This window comes from Clostridium sp. AM28-20LB, assembly GCF_003480665.1.
GTDB classification, from domain to species: domain Bacteria; phylum Bacillota; class Clostridia; order Lachnospirales; family Lachnospiraceae; genus Otoolea; species Otoolea fessa.
Genome location: NZ_QUJN01000001.1, coordinates 587,563 through 606,905, shown reverse-complemented (window position 1 = coordinate 606,905; position 19,343 = coordinate 587,563). Strand labels below are relative to the sequence as shown.

Sequence of the window (19,343 nt, the reverse complement as noted above, 5' to 3'; positions counted from 1 at the left end):
TTTTTGTAATTGTTTGCAACAAGCATTACAAATTCTTTTCCATCTTTCTGCGTGTATCTTTTGCGTGTGTTTTATATGCATAACGGGCATCGGAAGCAGGCTGCACGGGATTGGGTGAAAAAGGGTCAAAAGGGGCGTCCGCAAACAGGAGGGGTTAGAGAAAACATGAAATCATTGCAGGCGCGTTATCTGGATCGACTGGCAGAGCTTTACCCGACGATTGCAGCGGCATCGACGGAGATCATCAATCTGGAATCGATCTTAAATCTGCCGAAAGGAACGGAACATTTCCTGACCGATATCCATGGGGAATACGAGGCATTTTCTCATGTATTGAAAAATGGTTCCGGTTCCGTCAAGCGAAAGATTGACGATGTATTTGGAAATACCCTGAGCCGTCAGGATAAGCAGTCACTGGCAACCCTTATTTACTATCCGGCGGAGAAGATGAGCCGGATTCTGCAGACGGAGAAGAATCCGGATGACTGGTACAAGATCACACTCTATCGTCTGATTGCGGTCTGCCGCCGGGCAGCGAGCAAGTACACGCGTTCGAAGATCCGCAAGGCGCTTCCGAAGGAATTTGCCTATGTGCTGGAAGAACTTCTGACTGAGCGCGGTGATCTGCAGGACAAGGAATCCTACTACGATGCCATCGTCCAGACGATTGTCCGTGTGGGACGAGCGAAAGCCTTTATTATAGCGCTAAGCGAGCTGATTCAGCGCCTGACGGTCGATCATCTTCATATCGTAGGCGATATCTATGACAGGGGTCCGGGACCGCATATCATCATGGACAAGATGATGACCTATCACTCGATTGATGTCCAGTGGGGCAATCACGATGTGCTCTGGATGGGCGCGGCAGCGGGACAGATGGGCTGTATTGCAAACGCAATCCGTATCTGCGCGAGATATGGAAACCTGGATATTTTGGAGGATGGTTACGGCATCAACCTTCTTCCATTGGCAACCTTTGCGATCAATACATATGGGGATGACCCGTGCACCTGCTTCCAGTTAAAGGGCAGTGACTCTTACAGTGCGTCTGAGCGCGAGATGAACCAGAAGATGCACAAGGCGATCTCGATCATCCAGTTCAAGGCGGAAGGGCAGATCATCAAGCGCCATCCGGAATTTGGTCTGGAGAAACGAAATCTTCTGCATCATATTGATTTTGAACGCGGCGTTCTGGAAATGGATGGCAAAGAGTACAAGATGCTCGATATGAATTTCCCGACGGTGGATCCGAAGGATCCATATGCATTTACACCGGAAGAAGCGGATATCATGGAACGTCTGGAACGTGCGTTCATGAACTGCGAGAAGCTGCAGCAGCATATGAAGTTTCTGCTGGCGAAGGGAAGTCTCTATAAAGTATACAACAATAATCTTCTTTACCATGGCTGCGTTCCGTTAAATAAGGACGGTACCTTCAAGGAGGTAGAGATCTACGGCAAGCAATATAAGGGAAAGGCGCTGTACGATATTCTGGACAATTATGTCCGCAAGGGGTTTGTCGCGGTCGATAAGGCAGAGCGGGAAAAAGGCAGGGACATGATGTGGTATATCTGGCTGAATGAAAATTCCCCGCTGTTCGGCAAGGACAAGATGGCAACGTTTGAGCGCTATTTTCTGGCAGAAAAAGAGACACATAAAGAAGTAAAAAATCCGTATTACGATATGCTGGAAAATGAGGAAGTGCTTGACCGCATTCTCCGTGAGTTTGGCCTGGAGCCGGAGGGCGCGCACATCATCAACGGTCACGTCCCGGTCAAATCCAAAGACGGCGAGAGCCCGCTCAAATGCGGCGGTAAACTTCTCGTCATCGACGGTGGTTTCTCAAGGGCATATCAGAAAGAAACCGGTATCGCGGGGTATACGCTGATTTACAACTCCTACGGTCTGATTCTGGCAGCGCACGATCCGTTTGAGTCCACCGAGGCGGCGATCGAGAAGGAGAGTGATATCCACTCCGAGAGCCGTATGGTCAAATGGGTGCCGGAGCGCAAGTGCGTCGGGGATACCGATATCGGACGGGAACTGAAAGAGAAGATCAAAGATCTGGAAAAACTGCTGAATGCGTACTATAGCGGTGCGATCGCGGAGAAATTTACGCGGTAGCGATTTGAGAACGAAATTTTAAATAAAGATAAAATGGAAAATCGCTCAACCCAGAAGAGGGAAGAGCGATTTTTTGTGAATGCTATAGTATTTATTTCGTACCAAAAATCCGATCCCCTGCATCCCCCAGACCTGGGCAGATGTAAGCGTTTTCATTCAGGCAGCGATCGACATGACCGACATAGATCTGGACATCCGGATGTGCCTCATGCAGTCTCTTTAATCCTTCCGGAGCAGCGATGATTGCCATGAATTTGATGTTCTTTCCGCCGCGTGCTTTGATAAAGTCGATTGCCTCCACTGCGGAACCGCCGGTTGCCAGCATCGGGTCGGTGACAACGATGGTACGCAGTTCGATCGGGGTTGGCAGCTTGCAGTAGTATTCGTGCGGCTCATGGGTTGTCTCGTCGCGGTAGAGTCCGATGTGACCAACCTTTGCGGACGGAACGAGTGCCAGAATACCATTTACCATACCGAGACCGGCACGTAAAATCGGGACAACGGCAAGTTTTTTACCAGCCAGCATCGGAGTGCTGCAGGTTTCGATCGGAGTTTCTACTTCCTGATCTTCCAGCGGAAGATCGCGAAGCGCTTCATAGCCCATCAGCATCGCAATTTCATCGGTCAGGGAACGGAATTCGTTGGTTCCGGTGTTCTTGTTGCGGAGGAGCGAGATCTTGTGCTGAATCAACGGGTGATCGAGAATTGTTACATTTTTCATATTCATAACCTGCCTTTTCTTGAATTTTGATGATGAACGTTTTTTCGTAACGGTGCATAGCGCAGACCGCTTGCTAATTTTGTGCTATCTTCATGCCGTCATTTCCCAAAATCTGTATACATATGTGAAATGTATCGCCCTGATGGCATATTTTCTTTAATTATACACCGAATTGTACAGATTGAACAGTCTGTTTTATGATGTATTTTGTTAAAAAGCATCGGTAAAGTTACTGTTCCGGGGTAGGCACTTTTGGAACTGAAAGTGCCGTAAGAAAACGTGGTGGCAGCAGGAATTTGCCGTATTTAAATGCGAAGCCACGGCAAATTCCGTTACTGGGCACGTATGCGTGAACAGTAACTCGGTAAAAGAGCGGTTTGTCATGAAGTAGTGCAGAGCATTTGTAAAAGAATGCAGGTGCTTTTATATGTTTATTAGAATAAAAAATAATACCAGTATTATATATAAGCAATACTTCTGAAAACAAATCAATAAATCTAACTGGAAATGAGAATAGAATGTGGTAAAATATAAAGTAGTGAATTATTGCACAACAATGAAGGAGGAAGCTTTGCCATTATGAAGACTGTATCGATAGCAGAGGAACTGAAAAACAATTCTTATCCGGGACGCGGAATTATCATTGGACGGACGCCGGACGGAAAGAAGGCGGTTACGGCATACTTTATTATGGGAAGAAGCGAGAACAGCCGCAACCGTGTGTTTGTAGAAGAAGGTGAGGGCATCCGCACACAGGCATTTGATCCGGCGAAGCTGGAAGATCCGAGTCTGATTATCTATGCACCGGTCCGTGTGCTGGGAAATAAAACGATCGTGACCAACGGCGATCAGACTGATACGATTTATGAGGGAATGGATCGCCAGATGACCTTTGAGCAGTCCCTCAGAAGCCGCGAGTTTGAGCCGGATGCGCCGAACTACACACCTCGTATTTCCGGTATCCTGCATATCGAGGATGGCGGTTACAACTATGCGCTGTCGATTCTGAAATCCAACGACGGCAATCCGGATTCCTGCCATCGTTATACATATGCGTATGAGAAGCCGGTTGCAGGCGAGGGACATTTCATCCACACCTATATGCACGACGGCAATCCGCTTCCGAGCTTCGAGGGTGAGCCGAAAAAGATCGAGATTCCGGACAGCCTGGATGAGTTTGCAGCGACACTCTGGGAGAATCTGAACCCGGATAATAAGGTATCTCTGTTTGTGCGCTATATTGATATTGCGACCAGAGAGACACAGACGAAGATCATTAACAAAAATAAGTAGGAACAGACTGGAAAATAGTTAAAAAAGTCAAAAACCGTCTGAAAATGAAAACAGGTCAGAAACAAAATTGTTTATCTCAGTCGAGAAGACTCCCACCTCATCAGGTGGTAAGTAATAGCAAGTTTGTCTCAGTGGGAGTCCATTCTCCGACTGAGATAAACGCTCCGCGAGGATGCGCAGTGATTCTGTAAAGAATATGTCAGCTTCGCTGACCAGAATCACGCGCCAAGTCTCACGGACGTTCGACTTGAAACAGCATTTGAATCATGCGTTTAAATGGGTATACAGGAGGAATGAAGATGAACGAACTTGAGTTAAAATATGGATGCAACCCGAACCAGAAACCGTCCCGCATTTTTATGGCGGACGGCAGTGAGCTTCCGATCAAGGTACTTTGCGGCAAACCGGGATATATCAATTTCCTGGATGCGTTCAATGGCTGGCAGCTGGTAAGAGAACTGAAAGAGGCAACTGGGCTTCCGGCGGCAACTTCTTTTAAACATGTTTCGCCGGCAGGTGCAGCGGTAGGACTTCCGTTAGACGAGACGATGCGTAAGATTTACTGGGTCGATGATATGGGAGACTTATCTCCGCTTGCGTGTGCATATGCCAGAGCACGAGGTGCAGACCGCATGTCTTCCTTCGGCGATTTTATTTCTCTGTCGGATGTCTGCGATGCAGATACGGCGCGCATCATCAAGAGAGAAGTATCGGATGGCGTGATTGCTCCGGGATATACCAAGGAGGCTCTGGAGATTCTGGAATCAAAGAAAAATGGCAAGTACAATGTCATTGAAATCGATCCGGATTATGTACCAGCTCCGGTGGAGCGCAAACAGGTATTTGGCGTGACCTTTGAGCAGGGTAGAAATAATCTGGCAATCAACCGTGAGCTACTGGAGAATATCGTGACTGAGAATAAAGAGCTGCCGGATAACGCGAAGATCGACATGATCGTATCTTTGATTACCCTGAAATATACACAGTCCAACTCTGTCTGCTACGTGAAGGATGGACAGGCGATCGGTATCGGCGCAGGTCAGCAGTCCCGTGTACATTGTACCCGTCTGGCAGGTCAGAAAGCCGACAACTGGTATCTGCGCCAATCTCCGCAGGTGTTAAATCTTCAGTTTGTGGATGGAATCAAGCGTGCAGACCGCGACAATGCGATCGATGTTTATATCGGAGAAGAATATATGGATGTGCTGGAAGAGGGCGCATGGCAGAAAATTTTCAAGGTAAAACCGCCGGTATTTACCCGTGAGGAAAAACGCGCATGGCTGGACGGCATGAAGGGTGTAACCATTGGTTCTGATGCATTCTTCCCATTTGGCGACAACATTGAGCGCGCGCACAAGAGCGGCGTTCAGTACATCGCACAGCCGGGCGGATCGGTTCGTGATGACAATGTAATCGAGGTTTGCAATAAATATGGCATTGTAATGGCATTTACGGGAATCCGTCTGTTCCATCATTAATGAAAAAGGGCGTGTGAAAAAACGAGAGTTTTTTCACACGCCCTTTTTATTTCGAAATAAAGTGGCTATGATTTCTTATATTTTGCCTCATAATCCCGCAGGCTTACAAGCGCTTCTTTCGACATCGGAATCAGCGCGATCAGGTTGAAGACGGTCATCAGACCGACACCGACATCACCGAGATCCCAGACAAAGGTGTAGGCGGTCAGTCCGCCGACAAACATCATGATCAGGGCGAGAATCTTGTACGCCGTCTGGGCGGCCCAGGTGTCTCCGAAGAGGTAGCTCACATTGGAGCGGGCGTAGAAGAGGATGCCGATGAAGGTAGTGAAACTGAACAGCCACAGGATTACGGCTATGAAAATGACGCCTAATTCCCCGAAATGCCAGCTCATTGCCGCCTGCAGCAGATCCATGCCCTCCAGACCGGAGATTTTATCAGCCGGGACCAGCAGCATGATCATGGCTGTACAGGTGCAGAGAAGCGTGTCGATGAAAACGCCCATCGCCTGCATCAGTCCGACTTTGGCAGGATGGGAGGTTTCTGCCGTCGCTGCCGCACACGGGGCGGAACCGCTTCCTGCTTCATTGGAGAAAAGTCCCCGTTTGACACCGTTCATCAATACGGCGCCGAAGCCGCCTGCGATTGCCTGGCGCAGACCGAGTGCTTCCTCAAAAACGCGGGCAAAAACGCCTGGAAGCTGGCGGAAGTTCACGATAATTAAAAACAGGGTCAGGATAATGTAAATGCCTGCCATGATCGGAACCAGCAGATCCAGAACCCTGACGGAGGCATTTTTCCGAAGAACGATGACTGCCGCAAGGAGAACTAAAAACAAGCATGAGTAGATCGGCGGGATGCCGAATGCATTCTTAAAAGAAGAGGTCACGGAATTACTGATGACCTGGCTGATACCGCACCAGCAGATCAGACCGGAGAGCGCAAACAGTACGGAGAGAAGATTTTTCTTCGAAACCGGCGTGCCCTGTTTCTGGCGTTTGCTGTTGATCCAGTCGTGAATGTAGTAAGCAGGACCGCCGCGGTAACCGCCGTAGAGCGGATCCGGCTGTTTGTGAAGCTGGGCTAAGGTCGCCTCGATGAAAGCGGTTGCCGAACCGAGCAGCGCGGTTACCCACATCCAGAACAACGCACCGGCGCCTCCGGCGGAGAGAGCGGCAACGATACCGACAAGATTTCCCATACCGACGCGGGTCGCAGTTGACACGATCAGTGCCTGGAGTGCGGAGAGAGAGCCACCTTTGTGTCCGGTTTCGGCCTTTTCCAGCAGCGCGCGCAGCATATCCGGAAGCATTCGGATCTGCAGGAACCGCGTCCGGATAGTACAGAAGATACCGGTCGGGACGAGCAGAAGAACCAGAAGCGGCAGGTTGATGGTTGTTCCGCCAGGAAGCGGCAGATGAATCCAGTCACCCCAGAGGAAATAGTAGGTTTTTTCGATTAAATTGATAATTGTATTCATGTTTTCACCCCAAAATTTTATATAGTAAAGGTGCGCCCGCAGGTGCTTGACGATTGATTGAAAGATAGTTATAATGAGTGGCAGGGAGTTTTCAGACTCTCAGTATCATAAGGAAAAGGAGAATTCATATGCAGTACGCAATTGCACATTTAGATCCGAATGAGGACAATCCTTCCATGGAAGAGAATCCATGCATTAATGTTGATTTTGAAAACGAAGAGGAATCATGTCTGGAAGCTGCAACCATGATGATGGATGAAGGCTACAAGATGGTAACTCCATTTTTCATTGAGGATGGCGGCAAAGCGGGCACATACTCCTGGGAGTATGTCAATGCCCATCTGGTTGTCCGTACCAAATAATGTTTCACGTTGTTGTTTAAAACTGTATTGTTTTAAAGTGTGTGAGACTTAAAATGCCGGAAAGAGAAGATCTTTCCGGTTTTTTATATTTACATGTTAGCTGTCCTTGCACGTTTATAATAACTATTTCTTGAATATGTAATTAAATCTACTTATTTATATTCCGTATTGTACCGCACAGTTGAGGAAAGTGCAAGGGGAAAATGAGGGATTGTTACTGGAATTTTAAATAAAGATAAATAGTAATAAGTTGAAAGTCGGGTGTAAATCTCCTATAATGGACAGAAGAATCTTCAGGCAGAAAATGGCATACAGGGAGGCAGATGGAGACGGAAAAGAAACAGACAGATGAAAAAAAGGAACTTCGAACCGGATTTACGACCGGAACCTGCGCGGCGGCGTGTACGCGGGCGGCGGTGTTGTTTCTCTGCACAGGGGAAGCACCTGCGGCGGCAGAGACAGTGACACCTTCCGGCGTCCGGGCGATTCTGCCGATTGTCCGGGCAGAGCGGGAGGAAGATAGCGCAGTATGCGGTGTACAGAAGGACTCCGGTGACGATCCGGATGTGACGAATGGGACATTGGTTTGTGCACGGGCCGTTCTGGCTTGTCATGATAGCATAACTGAAAGCGGTTACACAGACCCGGCGTATCCGGGAATTGAGGTAACCGGCGGCGAGGGCATCGGCATGGTGACGCGGGACGGTCTTTCGTGTCCAGTGGGGCATTACGCGATCAACCCGGTACCGCGGACGGCTATTTTCCGGGAGGCGGCTCTGGCACGCCGGGAGGCGGGCATGCCGGAGTTACCTTTGCGGATTGAGATTTCTATCCCTTCCGGGCGGGAGCTGGCGGAGAAAACGTTTAACCCGCATCTGGGGATCATCGGTGGTATCTCGGTGCTTGGAACAACTGGGATTGTGAACCCGATGAGTGAGGCAGCATTGGTTGAGACGATCCGGCTGGATATCCGGGTGCACGCCCAGGAGGATGTTTCGCTGCTGGCAGTGGCGCCAGGCAATTATGGAGAACGATTTTTAAAAGAAGAAACCGGGCTTTCGATGGAAAATTTCATCAAGTGCAGTAATTTTATCGGGACCAGCTTTAAAATGCTTTCACAGGAAGGAATTCACCAGGCGCTTTTGGCAGGGCATGTTGGAAAACTGGTCAAAGTGGCAGGTGGTGTGATGAATACACATTCCCGGTATGGTGACAGACGGATGGAGATTTTGTCTGCATGCGCGCGAACCGTTGGATTTCCGGAGGCAGATGCCCTGCTGCCGATGAATACGACTGAGGAAGCGGCAGATTTCCTATATGAACATGGATATCTGAAACAGGTCATGGAGCAGGTGGCGAATCAGGTCAAAGCGGTATTGGAAGAAGAGAGCGGCGTTCAGACGGAGGTAATGCTATTTTCAAGCAATTATGGACTGATGGCGCGGACAGCTGGGGCGGATGCGTATGTGCGGGAGCTGCTGGAGATGGAGAGAGGCATGGAAGTAATGATAGATAGAAGAATCATAAATTACGAAAAGTTGAGATTCGAATATTAAATAAAAAAGGAGAAATCACATATATGGTATATTTCGTCGGAGCAGGTTCGGGAGCGCCAGATTTAATCACAGTGCGGGGAGCACGCCTTTTGAATCAGGCAGACCAGATTATTTACGCAGGTTCTCTGGTCAATCCAGAGCTTTTGGATTATAAAAAAGAATCAGCCGTTGTCTATGACAGTGCGAAAATGACGCTGGAAGAAGTGGTCGAAAAGATCCAAGAAGCGGAATCGACGGGTAAGATGACGGTGCGGCTTCACACGGGCGACCCCTGCGTGTATGGTGCGATCCGGGAACAGATGGACGAGCTGGACAAGTTAAATATCTCTTATAAGGTATGCCCGGGCGTCAGCTCTTTCTGCGGCGCGGCATCTGCATTGAATCTGGAATATACCTTGCCGGGCGTTTCGCAGAGCGTGATTATCACCCGGATGGCGGGGCGGACGCCGGTGCCGGAGAGGGAGAGCATCGCGTCGTTTGCAGCGCATCATGCGACTATGGTTATATTTTTAAGCACGGGAATGCTGAAGAAGCTTTCGGAAGAGCTGATAAAGGGCGGATATGAGGCGGACACGCCGGCGGCGATCGTGTACAAAGCGACCTGGCCGGATGAAAAGCGGGTTGTCTGCACGGTTGCCACGCTTGCAGAGGCGGCAGAGCGGGAAAATATCAAAAAAACAGCTCTGATTATCGTCGGGGATGTGACTGCCCAGGCGGGATACGAGCGTTCACGTTTATATGCGCCAGAATTCACAACTGAATTCCGTCAGGGGACGGATGGTTTTGTATATGAGTAATAGAAAGGGATTGTTATAAATGGAGCAGTTGAAACTTCGGGTCAGGAACGGTATCTGCATTTGCTTTACTGCACAGGGAAAAGAGACGGCGACGCGCCTGCTGGAGAAATTAAGCCAGCAGATGGAAGAGGCGTTTGACTTTTTAGATTATACAGGATCCGAACATTCGAAACCGCTGAAACAGGTGGTCAAGGAAGCATTTCAGGAGAAGGAAGCAATTTTGTTTGTCGGGGCGGCGGGGATTGCAGTCCGTTTGATTGCGCCGTGGGTGCAGGATAAGCTGAAAGATCCGGCGGTGCTGGTGATCGATGAGCAGGGACGTTATGCGATCCCGATTTTGTCTGGACATGTGGGCGGATGCAATGAACTGGCAGAGGCAGCGGCGCAGATTCTGGGGGCAGAACCGGTAATTACGACGGCAACGGATCTGCGGCAGGCATTTGCAGTTGATGTATTTGCAGCGGAAAATGAGCTGGTGATTAGTGATCGGGAACTAGCGAAACAAATCTCCGCGGCGGAGCTGCGCGGTGAAAAAATTGGCTTTTTCAGTGATTATCCAGTAGATGGAATCGTTCCGGCAGAGATTACTCCGGGCGTATGGCAGAAGGAAAACATCTATGTGACGCTGAAACAGGGCGGATGCCCGAAAAATGCCCCAGCGTCTCTGGTGCGCCGGGATATGGTGATTGGGCTGCAGGAGAAGAAGGAACAGCGGGATGCAGTCAAAGCAGCGGCGGTAGTGGCAGTGGAAACCGGCGATTCGGCGAAGGCGGCTGAGATAGATATGTCTGTCGGAAAATCCGATATAGGATCGCCTGGGCAGAAAAGTGAGCAGAAGAAAGAGCAAAGTTATGAGTCGGAAAATGAATCAGGTACGCCGGAACTTCTGCGCCTGTATCCGCGAACGGTTGTTCTTGGAATGGGATGCCGCCGGGATTCGTCCCTGAATGCTGTCCGGGAGATGGCAAGAGTGGCACTTTCTCGGGCGATGATTGATAAAAGTGCGGTGCGGGCGATTGCAACGGTGGATCGGAAGAAAAATGAGATGGCATTTCTGGCGCTTGCGAAGGAGTGGGATGTGGAACTGTGGAGTTTTACCCCGGAAGAGCTGGAAAGTGTCGGTACGAAGTTTGCAGAATCGCCGTTTGTGCGGAAGACAGTAGGGGTAGGAAATGTTTGTGAGCGTGCAGCCGTCATGGGGGTGCGCCGGATTTACCGGGAACGGGAGATGGATGAGAAAAATCTGCCTGCGATCGATCTGAGAGTACAGAAAATGGCGTTTAACGGTGTGACGGCAGCAGTAGCGGTTCCGGCATCGGAGCAAGTAAGGAGGCAGCAGTGGAAGAAAAAAAATTATACGTGATCGGAATTGGACCGGGGGCGAGAGAACAGATGACGGTCCGGGCAGACCGCATTTTACGGGAAAGCCAGGTGATCATCGGTTATACGGTATACGTGGACCTGGTAAAAGAATTTTATCCACAGGCGGAATTTCTGACAACGCCGATGCGCCAGGAAAAGGAACGCTGTGAGATGGCATTAAAAGCGGCGCAGGATGGTCGGAAAACAGCAATGATCTGCAGTGGGGACAGCGGCGTCTATGGCATGGCGGGGCTGGTGCTGCAGATGGCAGAGGCGTACCCGGATGTGAACGTGGAAGTAATTCCAGGAGTGACGGCAGCGCTGGGAGGCGGAGCCATTCTCGGTGCACCGTTGGGACATGATTTTGCGGTGATCAGCCTGAGTGACCTTCTGACGCCGATGGAAGTGATCGAAAAAAGGCTGCGTGCAGCGGCGGAAGCAGATTTTATTATCTGCCTCTACAATCCATCCAGCCGGAAACGCCACGATTATCTGGAGCGTGCCTGCCGGATTCTTTTAGAGTATAAAAGTGGTGAGACTGCCTGCGGATATGTACAGAATATTGGCCGCGAGGGCGAGGCGGTGCACCTTCTGACACTGGCAGAACTGGAAAAGACGCAGGTGGATATGTTTACGACCGTATTTATTGGAAATAAGGAAACGCAGATGTTAAATGGATGTCTGGTGACACCGAGGGGATACCGCGATGTGTAAAATATGGATATTTGGAGGAACGACAGAAGGGCGCCTGCTGGCGGAATATTGCAGCCGGGAAAAGATTGAGGCGTGGGTCAGCGTGGCTTCGGAGTATGGAGAGGAGCTTTTGCAGGAGGAACTGATGGAGTCTGGGAATGCAGGGAATCCAGATTTGAACCATAATACTTGCCTTGCAAAGAAAAACTTGAAAACGGTTCAGGCATCCTCAGTGATAAAAGTCTTACGTGGACGGATGGATCGTTACCAGATGGAAGAATTTATCCGAAACCAGGGGATTCATCTTGTGATCGATGCAACACATCCGCATGCCAGACTTGTTTCAGAAGAAATCCAGGAAGCGTGCGGACGGACCGGTGTCCGCCTGGAACGGTGCCTGCGCGCAGAGGGCGAACAAAACAAAGCACGAGATTGGGTCGAGGTTGATTCCATTCAGGAGGCAGTGTCATTTCTTTCTTCTGTTTCCGGCGTGATTTTTGCCACAACCGGCAGTAAAGAACTGGAAGTCCTGTGCCAGATACCAGATTATCAAAAACGGGTGTATGCGAGAGTGCTTCCAACTTCGAATGTTTTGAAGAAATGTGAAAAATTGGGGATAACTGGCAGCCATCTGATCGCGATGCAGGGACCTTTTTCCACCGAAATGAATACGCTATTTCTCCGACAGACAAAAGCGGAGTGGCTATTGACGAAAGATTCCGGGCGTGCGGGTGGATTTCAGGAAAAGGTGGAAGCGGCGCGTGAAAATGGAACCAGAGTGGTTGTGATCCGCAGACCGGAGGAGGATGGTATTTCGCTGGAAGAGGCGATGGAGGTGCTGAAGAAGGCGGATGAGGGGAAGGTTGGAGAGTTAAAAACACATTTGATTCTGGCGGGAATTGGCATGGGACAGCCGTCCCAGATGACAGGGGAAGTCCTTCGGGCAATTCGAGAGAGTGACGCCTTGATTGGCGCGGGGCGTATGCTGGAATCCGCGGAGAGAGCGCTGCAGAATGATTTGCTGATTAGCAAGGAAGGAAAAACTGAAAACAGACAGGAATCAGCGGCTGCGGTGGAAAAAGAAAGGAAGTGCTATAAAGCATATCTTCCTGACGATGTGATACAGATTGTATCGAAGCATCCGGAATGGAAGCAGGCGGTCATCCTGTATTCGGGTGATACCGGCTTTTTCAGCGGGGCATCCAGGATGGCAGAGCGGTTGCGGGAAGCTGGTTATCCATTTACCGTCTATCCGGGTACATCCTGTGTCAGTTATCTGGCGGCACGCCTGGGGACGCACTGGGAAGATGCGGCGATTTATTCCGCACATGGAAGAGAATTGTCTGTCGATCGGGTGATGAAACGTCTGTGTGATCCAGAAGAACCGGCTAAGCGTGCGTTTATCCTCATGGGCGGCAAAAATGGAGCTGGACAGTTTTGTGAACGTCTGACACAGGCGGGATATGGAAATGTACAGGTGACGGTTGGTGAAAGCTTATCGTACCCGGAAGAGCAGATCCGGAGGGGAACCGCGGAAGAAATGAAAAAATTGGAGTTTGCGGATTTGAGCTTGATGCTGCTGGAAGTCACGGATGAAATAAAGCGTGGGCAGAACGAAGAGGAAAAGATTACAGATGGTAACAATACAGAAACAAAAAATGTAGAGAAGTTGATATATGAACAGAAAATGGTGTCAGAAAAAATGCCATCCGATGTTCGAGTAACAGAATCATATAAAAATGATGCAGATAAACTTTTGCCACATGAGGCTTCTGTCAGAGCATGTCCACGAATCATGCTTGCCGCCCCAAAAAGCGGCAGTGGAAAAACTCTTTTGACCTGCGGACTGCTTGAAATCCTTCGCCGCCGCGGTCTGAATCCGATCGCGTGCAAATGTGGACCGGACTATATCGATCCAATGTTTCACCGCTATGTGCTCGGCATTCCCGGGCGAAATCTCGATAGCTTTTTTCTGCCACCGGAAGGCGTGCGGGAGGTCCTGGCGGATGCAGTGCGGGAAGAACAGGCGGGAATCGCAGTTTTAGAGGGTGTCATGGGCTATTATGACGGCTTGGGCGGAACAGAAACGTCCGCCAGCAGCTGGGAGATTGCAGAGATCACAGACACGCCGGCGATTCTGGTGCTGGACTGTAAGGGCGCATCGTTGTCGGCGGCAGCAATGGCATCTGGATTTTTACATTTCCGGAAAAAAAGCCATATTGCCGGAGTGATTTTGAACCGGGTTTCTTCGATGTATTATGAGCGGCTGGCAGCAGCCGTGGAGGAGGCGTCGGGGCTTCCGGTGCTTGGTTATCTGCCGGAATCCGAGGAATACCGCATGGAAAGCCGCCATCTGGGACTTTTTCTGCCGGGTGAGATCGATCGGCTGCGCGAGCGGATCGGGCGATTGGCAGATCAGATGGAAAAGTCGATCGCGGTGGAGCGGGTGCTGGAAGTGGCAGGGATGCTGCCATTGAGGATAGAAAACAAAGAGAAAGAAAAAGCAGAAAACGAATCAATGGAGGCGGAAAGTATAGCGAAATTTCCAGCATGTCAAGAGCAAAAAGTCATCTCGCGCGTCCGCATCGGTGTTGCCCGTGACGAGGCATTCTGCTTTTACTATCAGGAAAATTTCCGCCTTCTGGAACAGATGGGGGCGGAGCTGGTTTATTTCAGTCCACTGAGGGATAAAAAAATCCCGGACAGAGTGGATGGGCTTTTATTTGGCGGCGGTTATCCGGAGAATTATGCACGGGAGCTGGCAAAGAACGCGGCGATGCGTGAGAGTATCCGGCGGTCGATTGCGGCGGGAATGCCGTTTCTGGCGGAATGCGGTGGATTTTTATATTTACACCGTACGCTTGAAGGAAGCGATGGAAAACACTGGGAAATGGCTGGCGTTTATCCATTTGACGCTTACCGGACGAACCGCCTGCGCCGGTTTGGCTATGTGCGTCTGCTGACCTCATCCGGTCAGGAAATTCACGGGCATGAGTTCCATTACTGGGAGAGCGAAGATCCGGGCACCGACTGGGAGGCAGTCAAACCGACCGGAAACCGAAGCTGGCGCTGCATCCATGAAAAGGGAGGACAGATTGGCGGATTTCCGCATCTCTATTATGCATCCTGTCCAGATTTTTTGCGAAAATGGCTGGATGTATGTGCCAAAGGGAGTCAGAAAAAATATATCAATTGAGTGAATTTATATGAGAATCTAGAAAATGGGGAGTAGCAAATGCGAGATGAATGGTTTATCCGGGGCAAGGTCCCGATGACGAAGAGTGAGGTGCGGACCGTGTCATTGTCCAAGCTGGAATTGTATGAGGACTGTGAGTTCTGGGACATTGGCGCGGGAACGGGTTCTGTCAGTGTGGAAGCGGCGGTAAGCTGTCCGGGGATTCATGTGTGTGCGTTTGAATATAAGGAAGAGGCGGTTGAACTGATCCGGGCAAATTGTGAGAAAGCCAGAACAGAAGCGGTCACGATCGTGCCGGGAAAGGCGCCGGAGACATTTGCACAGGTAAGTGTTCACCGACCGGATCGGGCATTTATCGGGGGAACAACCGGACAGATGCGCGAGATTCTGGATGAATTGTTCCGATTGAATCCAAATATCCGGATTGTGATCAACCTGATTGCGCTGGAGTCTCTGACAGTGCTTATGAGTTACCTGAAAGAGCGCGGGATAGAGGCGGAGATTCTGTCCATGCAGATTGCAAAAGCGGAGAAGATTGGTTCCAGTCATTTGATGAAAGGGCAGAATCCGATCTATATCATATCACTGGGAGGAAATGAAGCGTGAAGAAAATGATTCAGCCAGAGGCATTAAAAGTGGGCGCGAATCGTATAAGCGCGAACGATGCAAGGAGTGTAAAATTAGATTTTGCACCAATGGAGGGAATCACGGGATACGTATTCCGGCAGGCGCATGCAGTCATTTATGGGGGCGTTGACCGGTATTACAGTCCGTTCATTGCACCAGGTTCCAGCCATAAGCTGACATCCAGGGAGAGGAACGATATTCTTCCAGAGCATAATCAGGGATTATGCCTGATCCCGCAGATTCTGACGCATTCGGCGGAAGATTTTCTGTGGGTTTGCGAGGAACTGGCGGAGTATGGATATAGGACGGTTAATCTGAACCTGGGCTGTCCGTCGGGGACGGTGGTTACGAAGAAAAAGGGCGCGGGATTTTTAGCCGAGCCGGAAGATTTGAGCTTGTTTCTGGAGGAAGTCTGCAACGGATTGGAAAAAATCCACGCTGCGGATGGAAAGCCGGTGCGTTTGTCGATCAAAACCCGGATCGGCATGAAAGAAGCGTCTGAATTTCCACGCCTGCTCGCAATCTATAATCACTATCCGCTGGAAGAACTGATTGTACACCCGAGAGTGCGCGAGGACTATTATAAGGGGAAAATACGGATGGAGTCATTTGCGTATGCGCTGGAGCAGAGCCGCTGCTCGGTCAGCTATAATGGAAATCTTCTTTCGGCGGCGGATGCGTCTGCGCTCATGGAAGAAATTGTAGGACAAGATGAACCGTCTGACAAAGGCGAAATGCAGAAAAAAACGAAATTAGCCGCGTTGATGTTTGGGCGAGGGGCGGTTGCAAGTCCGTGGATTTTTGGAGAGGTGTGGAATCTGCCATCCTCGACTCATCTCCAATCCTTCCAGCAATTCCACGATCGCCTCCTGACCGGTTATGCAGAAATCATGTCCGGCGACCGGAATACTTTGTTTAAAATGAAGGAACTCTGGTACTATTTCCAGTGCCATTTTCCGGGATGTGAAAAAGAATTGAAGAGGATTAAGAAGGCACAGAAGCTGTCTGACTACCGGGCTGCTGTTCAGGCGATGTTTGCGAGCGGGCGGTTTGTGGAAGATGGTTTTCGCAACCCGGCACCATAGGAGTGATACCGGGCTGTCCTGTAACCATCCTCTCATTCAGGCAGTACAGTGTTGCGAATATCAGATTTTACACAGATTTTACATTTCCTGCTGGTTATTTTTACATTTATTTGATATAGTGAAGACATACTATGTGTAAAGATCAAAAGATGATGGGAGAATATGTATGTCTATTAGTACTTTGGGAACACTCTTTCAGTTCATTGGAGGACTGGGAATGTTCCTGTATGGAATGGAGTCGATGGCGGATGGTCTGCAGAAGTTTGCGGGCAACCGTTTACAACGTGTGCTTGAGATCCTGACTTCGAACCGCTTGCTGGGCGTGCTGGTGGGCGCGGGCGTTACCGCGATCATCCAGAGTAGTTCCGCGACGACGGTTATGGTCGTTGGTTTCGTAAATGCCGGAATTATCAATCTTCTGCAGGCGACCGGCATCATCATGGGTGCCAACATTGGTACGACTGTGACGAGCTGGATTGTGTCGATGAGTGAGTGGGGCGAGGTGTTAAAGCCAGAGTTCTTTGCACCGGTTCTCTTCGGTATCGGCGCATTCATCACGATGTTTGCTAAGAGCCACAAGAAAAAAGAGGGTGCCGAAGTCCTGATCGGTTTTGCACTCCTGTTTATCGGTCTTTCTTTCATGTCCGGTTCGATTGAGCCGTACCGGGATGCGCCGATCTTCTCCGAGTCCTTCCGGGTACTGGGACAGAATCCGCTTTTAGGTGTTTTAGTCGGTCTGGCAGTTACCGCAATCATCCAGAGTAGTTCCGCGTCCGTCGGTATTTTACAGATGCTGGCGATCAACGGCATGGTAAACTGGCAGTCGGCAGTTTTTATCACATTGGGACAGAATATTGGTACCTGTGCGACTGCGCTGTTATCCTGTATCGGTACGACCCGTACGGCAAAGCGTGCGGCGGTCATTCATCTTCTGTTCAACGTGACAGGTGCAGTTGTATTTGGTGTTGCTTTATACATCGTGTTTATGATGAATCCGGAACTTGCGATGACGCGTGCGGACAGTGTGGGAATCTCGATTTTCCATACGGTATTTAACGTTGTCAACACCTGTATTATGTTCCCGTTTGCCGGTTTCCTGGTAAAGGCATCGGATGTGATTGTTCCGAAACCGAAGGAGACAGAGAAAGAGTGGTCGGCAAACAGTGTCGAGACCGAGATGATCCGTCACTTAGACGACCGTATCCTCGAAACTCCGTCCTTTGCGATTGAGACGGCGTGCAACGAGGTTGTCAACATGGGCAAGGTAGCGGTTGCCAACCTGAAAATAGCGACAGCAGCCTTAGTAGATGCAGATGATAATTTCTGTGAACAGGTATTTGAAAATGAAGAGACGATCGACCGCATGGAGAAAATGCTGACCGAGTATCTCTTAAAGATCAACAACCTCTCCTTGAATGATGAACAGCATCTTCTCGTTAAGAATATGTATTATACAATCGGTGATCTTGAACGTGTCGGTGACCACTGTGAAAACTTAGCAGAGCTTGCCAAGAAACGGATTGAGAATGTGAATATTGATTTCTCGGATCTGGCGCTGAAAGAGCTGCGGACGATTGCAGATGCAACGCTTAAATCGGTCGAGGCGTCCGTGGAGGCGCGTCAGGCGCATGACATGCAGAAAGTACGTCAGACTGCCCGCTGGGAGGAAGAGGTTGACAATATGGAGGAGGAGATGCGCGAGAGCCATATGAACCGTCTTTCCAATGGAGAATGCAAGATTGAGGGCGGTGTTATCTTCCTGGATGCACTGGCAAATTATGAGAGAATCGCGGATCATGCCAAGAATGTAGCTGGCTACGTAAAGGAAGAGATGCAGTAATGAAATATCGGATATATGTGATTGAGGATGATGAAAATATCCGGAATCTGATCTGCGTGGCACTGGAAAACTTTGGTTACTGCGCCAGCGGATTTGAGACGGCAGAGGAAGCGCTTGACAACCTCTCGGCCCTGCTCCGGAGAGGCAGGGAGGCGCAGCGGGAGTATCCGGCGATGTTTGTATTCGACTGGATGCTGCCGGGGATGGACGGCATGGCGGCGATCCGCAAGATCCGGGAGATGCCGGACTTTTCCGCAGCCCCGGTCCTGATGCTGACGGCAAAGGATCGTGAGATGGATATTGTACAGGGACTTGACAACGGTGCTGACGACTACATGACGAAACCGTTTGGTATTCTGGAGCTTTCGGCGCGCGTCAGAAACCTTTTAAAGCGGGTGGAACCTGCAAAAGAGGAGGTTTCCAGCCTGACGATCGGTGAAGTCAGCATCAACCGGGAGACGCGAGAGGTGATTGCCTGCGGCGACCGGACGGAGCTGACGCTCAAAGAATTTGAACTTTTAACATATCTCATGGAACATATCAACCGGGTGGTGACGCGCGACGAGCTTCTCGATCATATCTGGGGCTATGACTATGATGGGGAGACGAGAACGCTGGACATGCACATCAAGACACTCCGGCAGAAGCTGCATGATGCCGGAGCCCAGATCAAGACAGTGCGCGGCGTGGGCTATCGGTTTTTAAAGGAAAAAGAAGCGGGAAAGTGA

General features: G+C 50.0%; 15 protein-coding genes. 13 read left to right on the top strand and 2 right to left on the bottom strand.

The window, feature by feature from the left end; all coding sequences use genetic code 11:
- Window positions 1-165 precede the first annotated feature (165 nt).
- Window positions 166-2,124 carry a fructose-1,6-bisphosphatase gene (locus DW739_RS02740; RefSeq protein WP_106999984.1) on the top strand — a complete coding sequence of 653 codons (1,959 nt, stop codon included), beginning with the start codon at window positions 166-168 and terminating at the stop codon, window positions 2,122-2,124.
- A gap of 91 nt (window positions 2,125-2,215) precedes the next feature.
- On the opposite strand, the gene upp is transcribed toward DW739_RS02740, so the two are convergent.
- On the bottom strand, window positions 2,216-2,845 hold the full coding sequence (upp, locus tag DW739_RS02735; protein WP_022358719.1) for a uracil phosphoribosyltransferase: 630 nt from the start codon (window positions 2,843-2,845) through the stop codon (window positions 2,216-2,218).
- 579 nt (window positions 2,846-3,424) lie between these two features.
- On the opposite strand from upp, the gene DW739_RS02730 reads away from it, so the two are divergent.
- Both DW739_RS02730 and DW739_RS02725 read left to right on the top strand, forming a co-directional pair.
- On the top strand, window positions 3,425-4,138 hold the full coding sequence (locus tag DW739_RS02730) for an IMP cyclohydrolase (protein ID WP_117795557.1): 714 nt from the start codon (window positions 3,425-3,427) through the stop codon (window positions 4,136-4,138).
- Window positions 4,139-4,437: 299 nt separating this feature from the next.
- Window positions 4,438-5,616: a phosphoribosylaminoimidazolecarboxamide formyltransferase gene (locus tag DW739_RS02725; protein WP_106999982.1), complete on the top strand. Its 1,179-nt coding sequence runs from the start codon at window positions 4,438-4,440 to the stop codon at window positions 5,614-5,616.
- 65 nt (window positions 5,617-5,681) lie between these two features.
- Here DW739_RS02725 and DW739_RS02720 read toward each other — a convergent pair whose 3' ends face one another.
- Window positions 5,682-7,097: an alanine/glycine:cation symporter family protein gene (locus DW739_RS02720; RefSeq protein ID WP_118472688.1), complete on the bottom strand. Its 1,416-nt coding sequence runs from the start codon at window positions 7,095-7,097 to the stop codon at window positions 5,682-5,684.
- A gap of 128 nt (window positions 7,098-7,225) precedes the next feature.
- Here DW739_RS02720 and DW739_RS02715 point away from each other — a divergent pair, with 128 nt between their 5' ends.
- From DW739_RS02715 to DW739_RS02670, 10 genes are all read left to right on the top strand, one after another.
- Window positions 7,226-7,459: a hypothetical protein gene (locus tag DW739_RS02715; RefSeq protein WP_022358715.1), complete on the top strand. Its 234-nt coding sequence runs from the start codon at window positions 7,226-7,228 to the stop codon at window positions 7,457-7,459.
- A gap of 323 nt (window positions 7,460-7,782) precedes the next feature.
- On the top strand, window positions 7,783-9,015 hold the full coding sequence (cbiD, locus tag DW739_RS02710) for a cobalt-precorrin-5B (C(1))-methyltransferase CbiD (RefSeq protein WP_106999980.1): 1,233 nt from the start codon (window positions 7,783-7,785) through the stop codon (window positions 9,013-9,015).
- A 23-nt stretch (window positions 9,016-9,038) separates the two neighbouring features.
- On the top strand, window positions 9,039-9,812 hold the full coding sequence (gene cobM / locus DW739_RS02705; protein ID WP_022358712.1) for a precorrin-4 C(11)-methyltransferase: 774 nt from the start codon (window positions 9,039-9,041) through the stop codon (window positions 9,810-9,812).
- Window positions 9,813-9,831: 19 nt separating this feature from the next.
- Window positions 9,832-11,175 carry a cobalamin biosynthesis protein gene (locus tag DW739_RS02700; RefSeq protein ID WP_118742578.1) on the top strand — a complete coding sequence of 448 codons (1,344 nt, stop codon included), beginning with the start codon at window positions 9,832-9,834 and terminating at the stop codon, window positions 11,173-11,175.
- A gap of 29 nt (window positions 11,176-11,204) precedes the next feature.
- Window positions 11,205-11,888 carry a precorrin-3B C(17)-methyltransferase gene (gene cobJ / locus DW739_RS02695; RefSeq protein WP_118742709.1) on the top strand — a complete coding sequence of 228 codons (684 nt, stop codon included), beginning with the start codon at window positions 11,205-11,207 and terminating at the stop codon, window positions 11,886-11,888.
- Entirely contained in the window at window positions 11,881-15,063 is a 3,183-nt protein-coding gene (locus DW739_RS02690; RefSeq protein WP_118742577.1) for a cobyrinate a,c-diamide synthase, read from the top strand. Before cobJ ends, DW739_RS02690 begins: the two co-directional genes overlap by 8 nt.
- A gap of 39 nt (window positions 15,064-15,102) precedes the next feature.
- Entirely contained in the window at window positions 15,103-15,669 is a 567-nt protein-coding gene (gene cbiT / locus DW739_RS02685) for a precorrin-6Y C5,15-methyltransferase (decarboxylating) subunit CbiT (protein ID WP_118570026.1), read from the top strand.
- Window positions 15,670-15,674: 5 nt separating this feature from the next.
- The gene (locus tag DW739_RS02680) at window positions 15,675-16,775 is read left to right on the top strand and encodes a tRNA-dihydrouridine synthase family protein (RefSeq protein WP_118570044.1); all 1,101 of its coding nucleotides are present in this window, start codon (window positions 15,675-15,677) and stop codon (window positions 16,773-16,775) included.
- 166 nt (window positions 16,776-16,941) lie between these two features.
- Entirely contained in the window at window positions 16,942-18,615 is a 1,674-nt protein-coding gene (locus DW739_RS02675; protein ID WP_118742576.1) for a Na/Pi cotransporter family protein, read from the top strand.
- Window positions 18,615-19,343, top strand: coding sequence for a response regulator transcription factor (locus DW739_RS02670; RefSeq protein ID WP_117795548.1), 729 nt, complete (start codon window positions 18,615-18,617; stop codon window positions 19,341-19,343). Before DW739_RS02675 ends, DW739_RS02670 begins: the two co-directional genes overlap by 1 nt.

Coding starts and splice junctions, on each gene's coding strand:
- DW739_RS02700 (WP_118742578.1), top strand. CDS start 9,832: ATGGAGCAGTTGAAACTTCGGGTCAGGAACGGTATCTGCATTTGCTTT.
- DW739_RS02740 (WP_106999984.1), top strand. CDS start 166: ATGAAATCATTGCAGGCGCGTTATCTGGATCGACTGGCAGAGCTTTAC.
- cbiD (WP_106999980.1), top strand. CDS start 7,783: ATGGAGACGGAAAAGAAACAGACAGATGAAAAAAAGGAACTTCGAACC.
- DW739_RS02670 (WP_117795548.1), top strand. CDS start 18,615: ATGAAATATCGGATATATGTGATTGAGGATGATGAAAATATCCGGAAT.
- DW739_RS02675 (WP_118742576.1), top strand. CDS start 16,942: ATGTCTATTAGTACTTTGGGAACACTCTTTCAGTTCATTGGAGGACTG.
- DW739_RS02715 (WP_022358715.1), top strand. CDS start 7,226: ATGCAGTACGCAATTGCACATTTAGATCCGAATGAGGACAATCCTTCC.
- DW739_RS02690 (WP_118742577.1), top strand. CDS start 11,881: ATGTGTAAAATATGGATATTTGGAGGAACGACAGAAGGGCGCCTGCTG.
- DW739_RS02730 (WP_117795557.1), top strand. CDS start 3,425: ATGAAGACTGTATCGATAGCAGAGGAACTGAAAAACAATTCTTATCCG.
- cobJ (WP_118742709.1), top strand. CDS start 11,205: ATGACGGTCCGGGCAGACCGCATTTTACGGGAAAGCCAGGTGATCATC.
- upp (WP_022358719.1), bottom strand. CDS start 2,845: ATGAAAAATGTAACAATTCTCGATCACCCGTTGATTCAGCACAAGATC.
- DW739_RS02725 (WP_106999982.1), top strand. CDS start 4,438: ATGAACGAACTTGAGTTAAAATATGGATGCAACCCGAACCAGAAACCG.
- DW739_RS02680 (WP_118570044.1), top strand. CDS start 15,675: ATGATTCAGCCAGAGGCATTAAAAGTGGGCGCGAATCGTATAAGCGCG.
- DW739_RS02720 (WP_118472688.1), bottom strand. CDS start 7,097: ATGAATACAATTATCAATTTAATCGAAAAAACCTACTATTTCCTCTGG.
- cobM (WP_022358712.1), top strand. CDS start 9,039: ATGGTATATTTCGTCGGAGCAGGTTCGGGAGCGCCAGATTTAATCACA.
- cbiT (WP_118570026.1), top strand. CDS start 15,103: ATGCGAGATGAATGGTTTATCCGGGGCAAGGTCCCGATGACGAAGAGT.